The organism is Bradyrhizobium sp. BRP56 (assembly GCF_020194035.1).
Taxonomy (GTDB): domain Bacteria; phylum Pseudomonadota; class Alphaproteobacteria; order Rhizobiales; family Xanthobacteraceae; genus Bradyrhizobium; species Bradyrhizobium australafricanum.
This window is the reverse complement of the sequence record NZ_JADYVV010000029.1, coordinates 1-14,984: the sequence shown is the minus strand read 5'-3', so window position 1 is coordinate 14,984 and position 14,984 is coordinate 1. Positions and strand designations below refer to the sequence as shown.

Annotated in this window: 17 protein-coding genes and 1 tRNA gene; 8 read left to right on the top strand and 10 right to left on the bottom strand. The window is 60.4% G+C overall.

Features of this window, described 5'->3' with window-relative positions:
• Positions 1 to 3 precede the first annotated feature (3 nt).
• From I6F38_RS20880 to I6F38_RS20870, 3 genes are all read left to right on the top strand, one after another.
• Complete coding sequence (locus I6F38_RS20880; RefSeq protein ID WP_225161629.1) at positions 4 to 996, top strand: LysR family transcriptional regulator; 993 nt, start codon at positions 4 to 6, stop codon at positions 994 to 996.
• Between the two features lie 291 nt (positions 997 to 1,287).
• Positions 1,288 to 1,497: a cold-shock protein gene (locus I6F38_RS20875; RefSeq protein ID WP_028339489.1), complete on the top strand. Its 210-nt coding sequence runs from the start codon at positions 1,288 to 1,290 to the stop codon at positions 1,495 to 1,497.
• A gap of 104 nt (positions 1,498 to 1,601) precedes the next feature.
• Positions 1,602 to 1,859, top strand: coding sequence for a hypothetical protein (locus I6F38_RS20870; RefSeq protein WP_225161628.1), 258 nt, complete (start codon positions 1,602 to 1,604; stop codon positions 1,857 to 1,859).
• Positions 1,860 to 1,967: 108 nt separating this feature from the next.
• Here I6F38_RS20870 and I6F38_RS20865 read toward each other — a convergent pair whose 3' ends face one another.
• Positions 1,968 to 2,210: a hypothetical protein gene (locus tag I6F38_RS20865; protein WP_092083607.1), complete on the bottom strand. Its 243-nt coding sequence runs from the start codon at positions 2,208 to 2,210 to the stop codon at positions 1,968 to 1,970.
• An 89-nt stretch (positions 2,211 to 2,299) separates the two neighbouring features.
• Here I6F38_RS20865 and I6F38_RS20860 point away from each other — a divergent pair, with 89 nt between their 5' ends.
• Entirely contained in the window at positions 2,300 to 2,542 is a 243-nt protein-coding gene (locus I6F38_RS20860) for a hypothetical protein (RefSeq protein WP_225161627.1), read from the top strand.
• Positions 2,543 to 2,564: 22 nt separating this feature from the next.
• Here the strand turns inward: I6F38_RS20860 and I6F38_RS20855 are convergent, their stop codons facing one another.
• A complete protein-coding gene (locus I6F38_RS20855; protein ID WP_225161626.1) occupies positions 2,565 to 2,798 on the bottom strand; it encodes a hypothetical protein in 234 nt (77 codons plus the stop codon).
• A gap of 500 nt (positions 2,799 to 3,298) precedes the next feature.
• On the opposite strand from I6F38_RS20855, the gene rpsU reads away from it, so the two are divergent.
• Entirely contained in the window at positions 3,299 to 3,607 is a 309-nt protein-coding gene (gene rpsU / locus I6F38_RS20850; RefSeq protein ID WP_092083604.1) for a 30S ribosomal protein S21, read from the top strand.
• Between the two features lie 749 nt (positions 3,608 to 4,356).
• On the opposite strand, the gene I6F38_RS20845 is transcribed toward rpsU, so the two are convergent.
• The gene (locus I6F38_RS20845; RefSeq protein WP_225161625.1) at positions 4,357 to 6,147 is read right to left on the bottom strand and encodes an acyl-CoA dehydrogenase; all 1,791 of its coding nucleotides are present in this window, start codon (positions 6,145 to 6,147) and stop codon (positions 4,357 to 4,359) included.
• A 220-nt stretch (positions 6,148 to 6,367) separates the two neighbouring features.
• On the opposite strand from I6F38_RS20845, the gene I6F38_RS20840 reads away from it, so the two are divergent.
• Positions 6,368 to 6,442: transfer RNA gene (locus I6F38_RS20840), tRNA-Gln, on the top strand.
• An 18-nt stretch (positions 6,443 to 6,460) separates the two neighbouring features.
• Here I6F38_RS20840 and I6F38_RS20835 read toward each other — a convergent pair.
• From I6F38_RS20835 to I6F38_RS20805, 7 genes are all read right to left on the bottom strand, one after another.
• Positions 6,461 to 7,765, bottom strand: coding sequence for a hypothetical protein (locus I6F38_RS20835; RefSeq protein WP_225161624.1), 1,305 nt, complete (start codon positions 7,763 to 7,765; stop codon positions 6,461 to 6,463).
• 254 nt (positions 7,766 to 8,019) lie between these two features.
• The gene (locus I6F38_RS20830) at positions 8,020 to 8,574 is read right to left on the bottom strand and encodes a hypothetical protein (RefSeq protein WP_225161623.1); all 555 of its coding nucleotides are present in this window, start codon (positions 8,572 to 8,574) and stop codon (positions 8,020 to 8,022) included.
• 245 nt (positions 8,575 to 8,819) lie between these two features.
• Entirely contained in the window at positions 8,820 to 9,611 is a 792-nt protein-coding gene (locus I6F38_RS20825) for a hypothetical protein (RefSeq protein ID WP_225161622.1), read from the bottom strand.
• A 13-nt stretch (positions 9,612 to 9,624) separates the two neighbouring features.
• A complete protein-coding gene (locus I6F38_RS20820; protein WP_225161621.1) occupies positions 9,625 to 10,098 on the bottom strand; it encodes a hypothetical protein in 474 nt (157 codons plus the stop codon).
• A gap of 100 nt (positions 10,099 to 10,198) precedes the next feature.
• On the bottom strand, positions 10,199 to 10,423 hold the full coding sequence (locus I6F38_RS20815) for a hypothetical protein (protein ID WP_225161620.1): 225 nt from the start codon (positions 10,421 to 10,423) through the stop codon (positions 10,199 to 10,201).
• Positions 10,420 to 10,749, bottom strand: coding sequence for a hypothetical protein (locus I6F38_RS20810; protein ID WP_225161619.1), 330 nt, complete (start codon positions 10,747 to 10,749; stop codon positions 10,420 to 10,422). Before I6F38_RS20810 ends, I6F38_RS20815 begins: the two co-directional genes overlap by 4 nt.
• A 79-nt stretch (positions 10,750 to 10,828) precedes the next feature.
• Positions 10,829 to 11,491, bottom strand: a complete 663-nt coding sequence (locus I6F38_RS20805) for a helix-turn-helix transcriptional regulator (RefSeq protein ID WP_225161618.1) — start codon at positions 11,489 to 11,491, stop codon at positions 10,829 to 10,831.
• 641 nt (positions 11,492 to 12,132) lie between these two features.
• On the opposite strand from I6F38_RS20805, the gene I6F38_RS20800 reads away from it, so the two are divergent.
• Both I6F38_RS20800 and I6F38_RS20795 read left to right on the top strand, forming a co-directional pair.
• Positions 12,133 to 12,495 carry a hypothetical protein gene (locus I6F38_RS20800; RefSeq protein WP_225161617.1) on the top strand — a complete coding sequence of 121 codons (363 nt, stop codon included), beginning with the start codon at positions 12,133 to 12,135 and terminating at the stop codon, positions 12,493 to 12,495.
• A 138-nt stretch (positions 12,496 to 12,633) separates the two neighbouring features.
• Positions 12,634 to 14,820, top strand: a complete 2,187-nt coding sequence (locus tag I6F38_RS20795; RefSeq protein WP_225161616.1) for a bifunctional DNA primase/polymerase — start codon at positions 12,634 to 12,636, stop codon at positions 14,818 to 14,820.
• The last annotated feature ends 164 nt before the right edge of the window (positions 14,821 to 14,984 follow it).

Here is a 14,984-nt window from a genome sequence, read left to right as displayed (position 1 = left end):
GGCATGAACCTTCAACAGGCCCTCACGTTCTTGACGGTGGCCGAGCTCGGCACGGTCTCAAAGGCCGCTTTGCGGTTGCGTGTCGCCCAACCCGCTCTGTCCAGGCAAATCATCGGTCTCGAACGGGAGCTCGGCTTGCAGCTCTTCGATCGCGTCGGGCGCCGACTTCTATTGACCGGCGAGGGCGAACAGTTGATTGCGGGCTGCCGTCTGCTGCTTAACAGCGTCAATTCCTTGAAGGAGCAGGCTCAGCTGCTTCGCCAGGGAGATACCGGGGTCCTAAGGATCGCCGGCTCGCCGCAACACATCGAAAGCGTGCTGTCGAAATTTCTGCACCGGTACGCGGAGCGATATCCCGGGGTCGAGATCAGGATCAGGGAGGGGACGGGCAGCGAAATATTGGCGATGCTTGAACGCGGCGAAGTTCATCTCGGCCAAAATTTGCTGCACGCCGTCAGACTGAACGAACAGCACTTCGGCAGCCTTCCGCTTGGATCCGTGCAGTTACTGGCTGCTTGCCATCCGTCGATGCCACTTGGTCCCCGTCGCACAATCGAGATCGCTGACCTCGCCGAACTTCCGTTGCTGCTGCTGGACAGCGGGTTCGGATTTCGCCGTGCTTTCGATGCGGCAAGCCGTATGGCGGGCCTGAAAGCGAAGATCATGTTCGAGAGTCGCAGTCCGCACACCTTGCTGGCACTCGCCGAGGCGGGGCACGGCGTCGCGATCGTTCCCTCCCAGCTTCAGTGCTGGCGCTACGAATTAAGGATTGTTGGTCTCACGCACAGGCGCCGCGTGTTGCAGGAGCCTCTGACCATCTCATGGGACAAGCGGCGTCCGTTGCCTCGTTTCGCGACCGATTACTGTGCAATGCTGGCAGCGCATATGCGGGAGACGTTTCCGATCACGCGCCCGACGGAACCGGCAGCGGCAAAAGCAAGTGTTCAGACGCGCGCCAGGCGAGTTCCACGCAAGGCGAAAAGTTCGCGCGGTTGAATATCGCGATTTGCGTCCGCGTCACCGATCACCGAGTTGCGCGGCGGCGCAAGCCCTTACGCGAAACATGGTTCGGTTTATCGGAACGGCAGCTCGGTGAAGCTCCGCTCGCCCCGATCGACGGCGCTTCCGAGCTTGCCCTAGCGGATTAAGTGTGTATGCTTCTGGCGTTCGATTTGCCGTTGTGCCTTGTTGAATGGTCAAAGCGGCCCTTTTCCAAAGAACATCGTCGGTTGAAGGATGATGCGGAACCAAGCGCGAATTCACGTGCGTCCGCTTTGGAGAAGATAAATGCCTACAGGTACTGTGAAGTGGTTCAACGGCCAGAAGGGCTTCGGTTTCATTCAGCCCGATGATGGCACGAATGACGTGTTCGTTCACATCAGTGCTGTCGAGCGGGCCGGACTTGGCGGTCTCGCCGAGGGCCAGAAGCTGTCGTTCGAACTCAAGGTCGACAAGATGCGTGGCAAGACCAGCGCCGAAGATCTTCGGCTGGCTTGAATCGATCTGTTATTCCACGGATGTACTGGGATGACAGCCGCGGCCCGCTCGATCCTCTGATGGGTTGAGCGGGTCTCGCTGCTTTTCAAAGGGCTCATTCGCCCATGGCCAAGAAGCCGGAAGAACTTTCTGCCGAGCGCCTGGCCAAGGCCCAGCGCCAGCGGCTTGCCGCCGAGGCCGGCGCGCAGGCAATCGCTGAGGTCGAGCGCGACGCGATCGCCGTGCGCAAGAACATGGTGCGTCTGCGGGCTCTCCGTGAAGCGCGTGACGCCGAGGCGGCCGCGCAGGCTGGCTCTGCACCCGCAACCGCGGCATCTGTGGCTGCCAAGAGAACCAAACGGGTCAAGCGTATCGTGCGCTAAGCCGCGCAATCACGCACGTCTCCGAGTCCGTCGCTGATACGAAGCGGACCTGTTGTTTCGCGGCCTCGGCCGCTACGTTCACGTCGCGAAGCCTGGCCGTTGCCCGAACTATTTGGGACGATCGGCTTCCTTCCTGTTCGCCGCCTTCAGTCTGATTCTGATGTAGTCAGTGACATCGCCGGCCGCATCACGCAGATCCTGTTCCGTCAGGCCTTGCTGTCCCGCCATCTCGATGCACCGGCGCGCCAACTCGGCAACATCCTGCGAGGCACCCGGCGTTCCATACTGCTCGGCAGCGTGGACGCTGTTTTCAATCCAGAAATCAAGGAACTCTCTCGCTTTTGCGGTCATGACTCACCCGGACGGCTCGCGCGCCACTGTCCTCACCGGCCACATTCCCAGGTCTTCGCAGGAACAATCGAGAGCCGGGGTAAATTACCATGCCGATGACGCGCTATTATTTCGATCTTCGTGACGGCGGCGGCCTGGCGATCGACGAAGAGGGCATGGAGATGTCCAACTTCGGTGCGGTTCAGGAGGAGGCTGCGCGCGCCTTGGCCGACGTAATTCGGGATTCCCTTCGCGGTCACAATTTCCATCAGATTGCCATCGAGGTCCGGGACGGCGACGGGCCCGTGCTTGAGGTGGCTATCGCTTGGCGCAGTTGCCGGCTGGATTCTTGAGTTTGGCTGCGCAGCGCGGCAGCTAGCACCTTGTGATACCCAGACTGAGACTGACCTGAAACAGCGGCCCTTCGTCCGTCCGGACCTCAAACGCCAGCAGCCTGTGTTTGCCCAAAGGCAGGTTCTCCTTGGCTATGCTGAGCAATGACTGCATCGCTTCGTGCGCGGCAGTTTCCTCGTCGCGTAGCTCGATGCCCTGTTTGTCGGCATAGAGTTGCTCGCCGTTGCGGATATCGAAATAGTAGCGGGTTGCCATCTTCGGCTCCCTTTTGTGGCGGGAGCTGCCCAGGCTCTCAGGTGCCGGCGCTCAATAGTCATCCGGCAGCGCTGTACTCTGCGCCTGTTGGAGCGAATTTGCTACTCGGCAACGATGGAGATTTTTGGGGAACCGCTTTTCGCGTTCGCGGTCAAGCCGCCATCGCCGTTCAGCCATGATCTCGCCGTGGTTGAACCGTCGGATATAATTGTCACAATCTGCGATTGCGTCTTGCATAGCCGAGATAAGTGCATAACTGTTCTGGATCGACTGGCCTTGAGCCTTGTAGATCGGTCCCGCTGGACCTTTTTCCAAAGACATCGTCGGATGAAAGCGAGGACGCGTGCTTGTAGCACCGCGGCTGAAGCTTCCGCGATGTTGTTGGTCGGCTGCCGTTCCACGGATGTACTGGAATGGCAGTGTGGCCCGCTCTGTCACTGATAGAGCGGGCTCTCGTCTTGTTCATTCAATGTGCGTTGTACCGCGAGAGAGGTGATCCGTTGCAAGTTCTTGTCAGGGACAACAACATCGACCAGGCGCTTCGAGTTCTAAAGAAGAGGCTGCAGCGCGAAGGCGTCTTTAGAGAAATGAAGCGCCGCAGATCGTTCGAAAAGCCATCGGAAAAAAGGGCTCGAGAGAAATCCGAGGCCGTGCGGCGAGCCCGCAAGCTTGCCCGCAAGCAAGCGATACGGGATGGATTGATCGCGGCCCCTCCGCGGAAACCCAAATTCCCGGCGTCCAAACCTTCGGCGCCAGGACAATCGACACGACAATCGCCACAGCAAGCAGGCGGCACACGGGAGACTTAGCCCGTACCGATCCTGCTGGAAGGATCGTGCAAGATGACGCGGCGATCTTATCGAGGCACCCGATGCCTCCAGGAACGTATCTCCGATGAGATCTGTCGTCGGCGAGCCGTGGATCGGGATGTTCGATCGAGGCACGACGATCAACGGCGACGTGCGCAGAACCTGGCCGGCACGGCCATTAACGCAATGGCAGATCATTCCGCCAGTCAGTTCGATCGGGCCGCGCGCAAGCGTGACTTGCTCGACGGCCCCGAGGAGTTTCGCGCGTTTCGCGCGGATCGCTGACAAAACGTGTGACTCGGCGGTTGGACGCAAAACTCGATGTCGTTCCGGGCAAGCGAAGCGCGATCCGGGACCCATAACCGCAAATGCCGGTTGGTTTGCAAAGCTGGAGCCACAGCTCGTTTCAACAACGGAAGGCTGTGGTTATGGGTCCCTGCTTTCGCACTAGGGCATTTACACATCTCTTCGAGGCTAGAAAACCGACTCATCATCGAGGGGTTAGCTACTAGGCGAGAGCCGGAATCGGCGGGCGCAACCCTAGTGCAGATGAGTAAGTTCTCTGCGGTTTTCGGCCAACTCTTTGAGAAGACTCCGGAAAGACTGCGGAGGATATGTATATACGCTAGTGCTTTCGCAGGGACGACAGTTGCGATGCTGCACGTCGTTTGCATCAAACCAGCGAGTAGGGCCTTTGGCGAGCACAGCGCTTTGGGCCCTTCCACCTCGCAATGACGGTGGAAAGTATCTTACCCCGCCAGCACCGCATCCGCGCCGGTCACCGCCTCGGCGCTTTCGGTCACGGTCTTTTCCAGCGACGGCGCCTGCACGGCGATGCTCTCGGCGAAGAAGCGCGCCAGCGCGACATAGCGCTGCGGCTCGGCTTCGCCGTTCGCCTTGGCGGCCAGCGCCTCGCCGGCGAGCATGCAGCCGCCGAGCGTTGCGGCGAACAGCCGCAGATAGGGCGTTGCGCCGGCCAGTGCCTCGTTCGGCGCCGAGGCGAGGCGCTCGAGCAGCCATTTGCTGGTGCGCTCCAGCGCGACGTGCGCGTCGCGCAGCTTGGCGCCCGTGGTGCCGAAGGCCGGATCGTTGGAGGTCTCGACCTGCTTGATGACGGCAGCGAGCTCGTCCAGCAGCGCCCAGACCGAGGCGCCGCCATTGGCGCCGAGCTTGCGGGTGACGAGGTCGATCGACTGGATGCCGTTGGTGCCCTCGTAGATCGAGGTGATGCGGGCGTCGCGATAATGCTGCGCGGCGCCGGTCTCCTCGATGAAGCCCATGCCGCCGTGGATCTGCACGCCGAGATAGGCGACCTCGTTGCCGATGTCGGTGGAGAAGGCCTTGGCGATCGGGGTCAGCAGCGCGCCGCGGGCCGCTGCCTCGGCGCGCACCTTGGCGTCCTTGGCGCGCACCGAAACGTCGAGCGCGACCGCGGTGGCGTAGCAGATCGTGCGCGCCGCCGCCGTCATGCTGCGCATCTGCATCAGCATGCGCTTGACGTCGGGATGCACGATGATCGGATCCATCCCGTCGCTCTTGTGGCCGATGGCCTTGCCGATAGCTTTCCCTTGCCTGCGCTCCTGCGCATAGGCCAGCGCCTGCTGATAGGCGCGGTCGGCAATGCCGACGCCTTCGAGGCCGACGCCGAGGCGGGCCTGGTTCATCATCGTGAACATGCAGCGCATGCCCTGGTTTTCCTCGCCGATCAGATAACCGATCGCGCCACCCTTATCGCCCATCGTCATGGTGCAGGTCGGCGACGCGTGCATGCCGAGCTTGTGCTCGACGCCGCTGGCATGGATGTCGTTGCGCTCGCCGAGCGAGCCGTCGGCATTGACCAGGAATTTCGGAACCAGGAATAGCGAAATTCCCTTGGTGCCCGAGGGGGCATCGGGCAATCGTGCAAGCACGAAATGCACGATGTTGTCGGTCATGTCGTGCTCGCCATAGGTGATGAAGATCTTGGTGCCCTTGATGCGATAGGTGCCGTCGGGGGCGCGTTCGGCGCGGGTGCGCAGCGCGCCGACGTCGGAGCCGGCATTGGGCTCGGTGAGCTGCATCGTGCCGGTCCACTCGCCGGTGACCAGCTTCTCAAGATAGATCTTCTTCAGCTCGGCGCTGCCATGGGCATCGAGCGCCTCGATTGCCGACAGCGTCAGCAGCGGGCAGAGGCCGAAGGCGACGTTCGACGCGCTCCAGATCTCGGTGCAGGCGGCGTTGACCGCGAGCGGCAGGCCCTGGCCGCCGAACGCCTCCGGCCCCGACACCGCGTTCCAGCCCGCGGCGGTCCAGCGCTGGTAGGCGTCGGGCCAGCCCGGCGCGGTCGTCACCTTGCCGTTGTCGAGCTTGATGCCGTGCTCGTCGCCGACACGATTCAGCGGCGCCAGCACATCGGAGGCGAACTTGCCGGCTTCTTCCAGCACCGCAGCGGTGATGTCGCCGTCGAAATCGCCGTAGTGGCCGGCCTCCACGGCGGCAGCGAGCCCCGCACCGTGATTAAGGGACAGCAGGATATCGTTGATCGGCGCACGGTAGGTCATGGCGTTACTCCCGACGAGGCGTTTGCAAATTGTCATCCCATGAAACCGGCGGCCTCTCAACAGTCCGAACGGACATCGCACGGTCTGTTTCGGCCACCGCGGCGTCGCCCTATAATAAGAGTACCGTCATCATCCTGCGGCTTTCGTGCCTTTTCGATCGCCGCCCTGTTGAAATGGCGGGACTCACCCTATAGACCGACGTGGCCTTCGATCGGCGCGTTGGGGCGTAGCCAAGCGGTAAGGCAGCGGATTTTGATTCCGCCATTCGGAGGTTCGATCCCTCCCGCCCCAGCCATTCTATCGCTTTGATTTATCAGGCGGTTTTTGATGGTTCTTGCTCTGTATTCTGAATGCCGTCCGCCGTCGCATTCTGAACATCTGTTGCCGTTTGGTTCGCCAGCATATGCGCATGGCGCTTCCGAGTCGCCGACAGCATGCGGGCCTCCGTCCGCTTGGCATACCCGGCATAGCTCTCTCGGGTGCGATGGGCCGACAGCGCGCGGCCCTGTCCCTCGGTCAGTTCCGCCTCCTCGAGTTCGGTCATCCCGCCGTGTCGGCAGGCGTCCAGGGTGAACTCCTTCGGAAGGCCGATGTCCTTCCTCATGCGCTGGACGATCTTCTGCATGCCGGAGAACGAGTAGGGCTTTGAGACGGTCTTTTCGTCCTTATCCGAACTGCGGCGCTTGGGGACGATCTCGCGCAGGATCATCGGCACGCCTCGGCGCGTCAGGTTCGCCAAGACGCCTTCGGCCTCTTCATAGAATTTGATGACCTCTCCGGATGGCAGGCGCTCCTCAAGCGGGTGATCAATCACGGCGCCAGTTTTGTGGTGCTCGATCCTGATCGTCGGCTTCGGGCCGGTCCGATAGCCCGTCCATTTGATATGACCGGCGATCACGTTTTCTGGGCGCTGCAGCCACTCGAAGCAGATCACGGCGGCGGCGCCGCACTCCGGTTCTCCGCGCTCCACGCAGCCATGAGCGAATTTGTAGACCTGCTCTCGCGTGACGGCGTGCTTCACCAGCTTGACCCTGGTTGCCATCGTGACGCCCAGCCAAGGATTCGGGATGTCGGACGGAAACTCGGCGGGGCGGATCCGGTGGACGACGCGCCATGCCTTGCGGCAGAGCACGACGAGCTTTTCAGCGGTCCGCAGGCGGTTGCCTTTCCCACCTTTCACGAACGCATCGTACAGCTTGTCCGCCCCCAGCGGCGTCACCGACTTGATCGGCCGGCCGCCGACGCGATCTCCGCGCTTGGTAAGCGTGTCGCAGATCTCGCGCATATTCCATTCGTAGTTCCGGCGCGACCGCGGCTTGACCTTTTCGAGGTAGGCGCGGCTCTGCCTGTATTCTCGGAAGAGCCAATCGATCGTGCCGATCTTGGGTGCAGCCTCACTCGATACCGGGAGACCCTTGCGCGCGTCCATCCATTCATCGAACAGGCCGTTCAGGGTTGCGGCTCGGCCGCCTTCGCCGCACGCTTTCGCGTAATCGGTGCCCAGCGGTTCGTTCGGCACCGGGCAGCCTAACTTCCGATAGCGCGTCGGGACGTTGTAATAGAAGGCCGTCTTTCCGGACGCCAATTTCTTCGGGATGACGTGGCGAGGGAGCTCCACGTTCACAAATCCGCGGCGATGTCGGTTACCTGGACCACTTCCGGCGGTAGAATTGCCGCGTCCAGATCGTCCCTGAGCCATAGCTGCCGGCGCCCTTCCTTAACCCGGGGCAAAGGATACTCTTTCCCGACGCGCTTAAGGAAGGCCTCAGCGGTCGGTTCCCCGCAATACCCAGCTGCCAGGTCCACAGGCATGCGCCTGGGCCAAGAACCAGCTGGGATTGATGCGGGGCGCTTGCTCACCGGGCGGCCGCGTTAGGCGTAGTACCTTGCCTGGCGGGCGAACGGGTCGAACGCTTCCGGCTTGGCGTCAATGATTTCGCCGTAGACATCGATCACGGTCGGTGCGAATTGCTGTCCGACGAGCCGCATGCCGGCGATATCCGAATGGGTGGCGAGCACTGCGACATCGGCCTTGATGCTGCCGACGAACTCGTCTGCGGCTCCGAATATGAAGGAGACGTTCTTCGGCTTCTGGCTCAACAGAACCTTCGCGAAGGTCCACGACCAAAGCGGGTTGGCTTCGAAGCAGTAGACCCGCTTGGCCACCCGCGCGATATGAAGGGAAAGCAGGCCGATGCCGCCGCCGATCTCCACGACGGTCTTTCCCTCGATCCGCGGCTTCAGGTGCTCGACAAGCGCTGCGGCGGTCTCATCGTCGATCACAGTCAAAACAGCAGCCGAGTTGATGTTATGGCGATCCCGGTACTCGGTCATTTCCTGCGAACCTTCAAACTGGTTGTAGATGTCAGACAGCAGCATCTGCAGCATCGGCTGGTCGACTTCCGCGGTGCGATTTCCCATCTTCATCGCAGCACCCCGACCAAAATCGCTGGCACCACGATTGAGACGATCGTGGCGAACAAGATCAGTCGCCGGGTCGCTCGCCAATGCGCAAAGCTTTCCTCCCTCGCTTCCGTGAGCGAGTGGACAAGAAGGTTCAGCTTGAGATTTACTGGATCCTGCGGCGCGGAGGACGGACGCGGCTGAGCCTGGGGCGAGGCCGCCGCGTCCGTCTGGCCGACGTCAGAAGTGGGGCGTGCTGACATCGGTATCTACCTAAGTGAAGGGTTAGCGAGCGCTGTCACAAGGCGCTTGCTCAGGGCCGCTATCTGATAGGGATTGATCTCGATCCGGTATTCGGGACGAGCAACTTCCCGTTTGGCTAGATTGCGAATGAGGTGGGCGGCTTTCTGGCAATCAAGCCGAGACGTAAGCTTGACCGAACAGCAGGCCTCGAACGTCAGGCTGCGAAGTGCGGACTCGCGCGCCGCAGTTTCGACACGAAGAGCGTAGAGGCCAGATAGTTTCTGATCCTCCAGCAAAGCGTCAGTACGGGCCTTCAGCGTTTTGAGACGTTCGATCTTTTGTTCTTTGATGCAATTGATTTCGATCCAAGCTCGCCTTTGAGCGCGAGCCTCTCTAGTCCAATCGTCAAAGTACCTGATCACCTCGCTGGCGAAGCTTGTTTCTCTGCCTTCTCGAGGAAGTACAACAAGGGGGTACGGCTTCGTTCTGTTCGCCGGAAGCTGCTTGGCCAGCTTGGCCAATCGCTTCTTCGCCGCGACAAAATCGCGATATGCGCGTTCCACGTCATCGAATACGGCCGAAGCTGAATGCTTGTGTCGCCGATCTTTCCGGATTGATCGAACCAATGCTGCCGCTCGACGGAGGTATTCAGCGCAGAACAAATCCGAGAACGACTTCTGCTTCTTTAAAGCCGATGAGGGCTCAGGGAATTTCTTCGGCCGTGCCGCTGCACTAGGCGCTTTCGCCGTGGTGGAAGTACTTAAGAAGACCGGGGGCACGAACACCGGGGTCGATTCGGAGGCATTTTGCGTGAGCATGGCGAAATCTCCGTCAGATGCTGGCGATTGGCAGGTGCGATGTCTTTTCGATCATCGCCGCGCGTTGAAAGCGGATGACGTCCTTCGCGAGTGAAAGGAGGAGCGTGGCCTGCAGTTCGTCGAGCTGGATCCCACCGGGGAAGTCCGTCCAGTCGTCTACGATGGCCTCGACAAGTCCGGCCTTAGCGCGAAGTCCGTCTAACGTGGACGGGCTCATTTCAAGGACTGCGCGAAGTGCCCGATCGGCGCGCGACCGGCAGATGTCGTCGCAGAAGGCGGCAAACTCGGAGTCGGTTGGATCAATCTTATATGGCGCCTTTCCGGCGGCCATCTGCATCGCGCATTCTATGCAGCTTTCGATTAGATCCGCGTCGGGATGATCCGGACGCTTCTTGACGTTGCGGCGCGGCGGGCGTGACTTGCCGATTTGGCCGAAATCGATAATTGCCGCCTGGTCAGTGTGTGCAGTGGTGGTTGCTCCGGTCATTGTCATAGCCCCGTTCTGATGGTCTCGATGAGCGTCGGACATCCGCAGGCGGTCGAGAAATCCGCAGGCGGTTGAGAAATCCGCAGGTGGTCGAGCGAACTCACGGGAGCGCCTTCCGAACAAAGCGGAAGGGGCGGACCTTGCGGTATTGGAGCGGGACGGTTGGATCCAGAACGGCCGGCTTCTTTCCGCAAGCGATGAAGGGCTCGCCGTTGAGCATGACGAGCTCGGGCGCGTCGCCTTTGTCGTCGAGCACGACGTGGCCCAGTGCTTCGAACCGATCATCGACGCCTAACAGATGGATAGCCTGCGAGCGCACTGTCATTGCGCCCTCCAGCCGTAGAAGTCGGCCCAGAGCGGTTCGGTCTGCTCATAGAAGTGCTGGAGCAGCGAATCGGCGCGATCGTAGGCAGCGTCGAGCTGCTTGAGCGTCCAGCCGAGATCGAACTTGGTGCTGCCGCCGACAATCGCGAGCTCGATGGCGAGGGTGCCGATCTTGCGCTGTTGATCGGGTGTCAGCCGGTCCCAGGCCGCGGCCGCGCCGAGTGCAGTGAAGCGCTCGACCTCAGCGAAGGTGGGAAGGCGGTCGTCCGGCGAAACGGCGCTACACGTTGGCGCAGTGTTGGAAGATGCGGAGGAATGAGGCTGCAAGTGGCGCTCCCGTCATGCTGAACGAGAGCTAACTTAGCGTATTCGCTAAGTCCACGCAATCAAAAACTTAGCGAAACCGCTAAATATCTTTTGGCGGCGTCTTAGCCCCGATTTTTCCAAGAGCTGGGCGGTCAGGGAAATCGGGCTGATAGATTGCCTTGTCGATCACCATGATGATCTTGGGCTTCAGGCCTATGCCTTTTCGTGCCGGCCCAGCGACGGGAGCGACGGAAAACTCGCCCGAATAGCCTCTCTGCAGATACCCGACTGAGGTTTGATTATCATCGAACATAACGACGCAAAGGCGCCCCACAGCCCATTGGACCTCTTTGGGATCATTCTCGAGTAGGGGCACGACGCGGACGACGTCTAGAGCCTGAAAAGCTGGATAAAGAGAATCGTCCTTTACCACGACCCAAATAGGAACATCCGCGCCGATCGGCGTAGGCCGATCTGCAATCGCGAGCGCTTTTCCATCCTCTTCAGGCCAGGCGAGCACTCCGTCCCTGGACAATTCCCCGGCAACGAAAACCCGCTGGGGGCGTTCCATGACTAGTAAGGCGCCTTCTTCGACCTGCAGAGCTTCGCTCAGTCGGGATAGCCAGTCCTCGGTCAAGGCCGTGTGCCCTCGCTCTAGATTCGAAATAGTGATGGCGTGGGCGCCGACCTTCTCGGCGAGCTCCTGCTGTGAAAGCTTCCTCAGCTTTCGGTATTTGGCGATGTTGTTGAGATGACTGGCCATTTAGCCGATATACTATGGATATCTGAAGGGCGTATTAGCGCCATCGCTAAAAGAGGTTGCGCATACTTAGCGGAACGGCTAAGTAACGACAATGCAGCTTTTGACCCCGAGAGAGTGGCGCCTTAGCGAACAACGCAGCTTAGCGGCCGTTGCGCGGGAAATTGGCGTGGAGGGGAAAAATCCTGCCCGCACCTATCAGCGTTGGGAGGCGGGCGAGTCTGATCCTCCGCTCAAAGTCGTTTCGGCGATCGAAAGCCTCAGCACCGGGAAAGTGACGTTCCAATCGTGGGTGTCCCTCCGGGGAAACACTAATGCACTGAAAAGCCCATCCGCCGATAATAAAGCGGGCCGTGCTTCTCGATCAGATCAGCATCCCACGCCCGATACCGCGCGATCGCTAGAGCCAGGTGAAGCTGGCGCGTCGGCGGAGCCGGCTGGCGGCGGTGTCTCTGAACCTTCATTGCAGGATCCCTCCGAGGTGCGCGCATGATCGCTGCGCCTGCGTTCCGATTTCGATCCGTTGCTGCGGTCGCCAAACTCAAGCGACGGGTCGACGTTCTCCAGTATGCGTTGCGTATGTTGCGTTAGGTGTACCCAAGCCATCCGCGGGCATCTCCTTTCGAAAGACAGGAGAACCACGGATGGCTTCGGAAAAATCCGACAAGCTTTCACGGAATAAAAAAATGGTGGGGCGTGCAGCGACTTTGGACGAGGCCGCCGATCTGCTTCGGCAGATCGCAGGCGCTCGCCACGCTGACGAGTCGATCAAGGGTGTGCTGCATCGCCTGCAGCGCAAACTGACCGGCTGGTCCGCGGGTCGCATCAGGGATCTTTGGTACCGCGATCCGCGCGTGCGTCTTCGCGCGGAAGAAGTCGAACAGTTGCGCGCTCTTGTTGAGCCGTCGCACACCACCGCAGCAGAGAATGAACTTGCCGAACTCCGAAACCGAATTGCACGGCTCGAACGACTACTGGAAGCGGCGAGCGCGCCGGTACCTCGCTGAGGCGGTGCTGCGCGTCGATCTCGCAATTAAGCGCCGAAAGGAGAGGCGGCTGCTCGCCCGACGTGGTCGACCAGAACTGCTTGAGCGTGTTGCACTCTGGATCGATCCGTCGCTTAACGATGGTCTTACGGAGCGCTAATGCAGATGAACGCTCCGGTCTCAGGACTGGCCGACCCGTTGCTCACAGCCGCGCTCGACTATGCAAGGCGCGGCTTTCCCGTGTTTCCGTGCAATCCCCACACCAAGGCGCCGCTTCCGAAGAAGGACGTTGATCCTGACACGGGAGAAGAAATTCCGAACACTGGCGGCCTTCGGAAGGCGACTACTGATCCGCGACAGATCCAGGAATGGTGGACGGCGTGGCCGAACGCCATGATCGGCGTTGCTGCCGGACAGCGCGCCGGCTTCTGGGCAATTGATCCGGACGCGCCGAAGGCGCCAGGTGATCCCGATGGCCGTCAGGAACTCGCGCATCTTCAGATCAAGCATGGCAAGCTACCACCGACGCACAGTCATCTTACGCCCGGCGGTGGGAAGCACATCCTCTTTCGTTGGCGGGCTAACCGGCCAATCGGCAATCGTGAAGGCGCTCTGAAGAAAAAGGGCATCAACGTTCGAGGAGAGGGCGGCTACCTCATTTTTCCGCCCTCGAAAGCGTCCAACGGTAAAGCCTATGAGATCGAAGAAGCGCTTGATTGCTTCAGTTTCGCTGAGGCGCCGGACTGGCTCTATGAAATGATCCTGGCGAAGCCAGAGGGTCCGAAGATATCGGAGCTGGCGATGGCGAAGGTGCGGGCTCCGGAACGTCAGCGGATCTCCAGCGGTTCGCATCGGGAAGCCTACGCTGAGGCGGCGCTTCGCGGCGAGATCGACAAGTTGCGCGGTGAATTGCGCGGCAGCCGCAATGTCGAACTCAACAATTCTGCCGTCAGTCTTGCGACGCTCGTTGCCTCTGGCGATCTCGATGAGCAGCGTGTGGTCAACGAGTTGCTCGCAGCATGCGCATCAAATGGCCTGATGCAGGACGATGGTTACGCGAGCTGCATTGCCACGATCAAGAGCGGCTTTAGCTATGGTCTCCAGCACCCACGGCAGATCGAGGATCGGCGCGAGTACCTCCACCCGCCCAGGATGGATCATGCAGGTGCGCAGGAAAGTGGCCGGTATTCAGATGGCGCGGCTCAGGTCGCGCGTAAGATCACCGCGACGCCTTATGTGCGGGTCGACCCCGCAACAATCGAGCCTCGAGATTGGCTTTATGGCACGTTGCTGATCCGAAAATTTGTTACGGCAACTGTCGCGCCGGGCGGTGTCGGCAAGTCCTCCTTGGTGACTGCTGAAACGCTCTCAATGGTGTCTGCCAAGGGCCTTTTGGGCATTGCACCGAAACGGCGTCTGAAATCATGGTTGTGGAACCTCGAAGACCCTTTGATCGAAACGCAGCGCAAAATAGAGGCTGCCGCGCTTCACTATGGTCTGAAGCCAAGCGAGACGGATGGATATCTATTCGTCAACAGCGGTCGGGACACGCCGTTGGTGATAGCGAAGGCGACGCGGAACGGCGCGTTCATCGTTGTCCCGGTCGTCGACAATCTAGTGGAAGAGTGCGTCGCGAACGGCATCGACGTGCTCACGGTCGACCCCTTTGTTTCATCACACGAGGTCCCCGAAAACGATAACACGTCTCAAGACATGATCGTCAAGGAGTGGGGTCGCGTTGCCGATCGAGCAAATATCGCGGTGCACCTCGTCGACCATACCCACAAAATGCGCGGTGTTGAGGTAACGACCGATGCCGCTCGCGGTGCCAAAGCAAAAACAGATGCTTGCCGAGTCGTCCGAACCGTTAATCGCATGACAGAGGAAGAGGCCGCCAAGGCCGGCGTCGACAATTATCGGGTCTATTTTCGTACTTATAACGACAAAGCCAATCTGGCGCCTCCAGTAGAAAATTCGGACTGGTTCAAATTGGAGAGCGTTGACTTGGGGAACGCGCCCAGCGGCCTTCAGTACGGCGACAGCGTCGGTGTCGTGGTTCCTTGGCAGTGGCCGGATCACATGGAAGGCGTCACTGGCTCCCTCGTCGATCAGGTTTTCGATAAGATCAAAAGCGGCAAGTGGCGGCAAGACAGCCAATCACCTCAGTGGGTCGGGCACGCTGTTGCGCAAGTCATGGGGCTGGATCTCGAAAAGAATTCTCACCGCGCACAGGTCGTCAGCCTCTTGAAGACTTGGAAGGCCGCCGGCTCGATCGTCGTAGTCGACGGCAAAGACGACAAGCGCGTGACGCGAAAGTTCGTGGAAGTGGCAGAGGAGCAGCAATGATCATGCCCCACTTGCAACACCTGCAACGCCCCACCTTTGCAGGTGGAGCAATCTTGCCTCACCACCTGCTGAGCGGGGTGGAGCAGGGTGTTGCACCAGTCGAAATTCACCTGCCTCACCACCACCCCCTATTGGGGGGTGGGGGTGGTGAGGCATTGCGGGCG

What these genes read in the sequence shown, in the direction of transcription:
- I6F38_RS20880 (WP_225161629.1), top strand. Translation starts at nt 4, where the DNA reads ATGAACCTTCAACAGGCCCTCACGTTCTTGACGGTGGCCGAGCTCGGC.
- I6F38_RS20875 (WP_028339489.1), top strand. Translation starts at nt 1,288, where the DNA reads ATGCCTACAGGTACTGTGAAGTGGTTCAACGGCCAGAAGGGCTTCGGT.
- I6F38_RS20870 (WP_225161628.1), top strand. Translation starts at nt 1,602, where the DNA reads ATGGCCAAGAAGCCGGAAGAACTTTCTGCCGAGCGCCTGGCCAAGGCC.
- I6F38_RS20865 (WP_092083607.1), bottom strand. Translation starts at nt 2,210, where the DNA reads ATGACCGCAAAAGCGAGAGAGTTCCTTGATTTCTGGATTGAAAACAGC.
- I6F38_RS20860 (WP_225161627.1), top strand. Translation starts at nt 2,300, where the DNA reads ATGCCGATGACGCGCTATTATTTCGATCTTCGTGACGGCGGCGGCCTG.
- I6F38_RS20855 (WP_225161626.1), bottom strand. Translation starts at nt 2,798, where the DNA reads ATGGCAACCCGCTACTATTTCGATATCCGCAACGGCGAGCAACTCTAT.
- I6F38_RS20845 (WP_225161625.1), bottom strand. Translation starts at nt 6,147, where the DNA reads ATGACCTACCGTGCGCCGATCAACGATATCCTGCTGTCCCTTAATCAC.
- I6F38_RS20830 (WP_225161623.1), bottom strand. Translation starts at nt 8,574, where the DNA reads ATGAAGATGGGAAATCGCACCGCGGAAGTCGACCAGCCGATGCTGCAG.
- I6F38_RS20825 (WP_225161622.1), bottom strand. Translation starts at nt 9,611, where the DNA reads ATGCTCACGCAAAATGCCTCCGAATCGACCCCGGTGTTCGTGCCCCCG.
- I6F38_RS20820 (WP_225161621.1), bottom strand. Translation starts at nt 10,098, where the DNA reads ATGACCGGAGCAACCACCACTGCACACACTGACCAGGCGGCAATTATC.
- I6F38_RS20815 (WP_225161620.1), bottom strand. Translation starts at nt 10,423, where the DNA reads ATGACAGTGCGCTCGCAGGCTATCCATCTGTTAGGCGTCGATGATCGG.
- I6F38_RS20805 (WP_225161618.1), bottom strand. Translation starts at nt 11,491, where the DNA reads ATGGCCAGTCATCTCAACAACATCGCCAAATACCGAAAGCTGAGGAAG.
- I6F38_RS20800 (WP_225161617.1), top strand. Translation starts at nt 12,133, where the DNA reads ATGGCTTCGGAAAAATCCGACAAGCTTTCACGGAATAAAAAAATGGTG.
- I6F38_RS20795 (WP_225161616.1), top strand. Translation starts at nt 12,634, where the DNA reads ATGCAGATGAACGCTCCGGTCTCAGGACTGGCCGACCCGTTGCTCACA.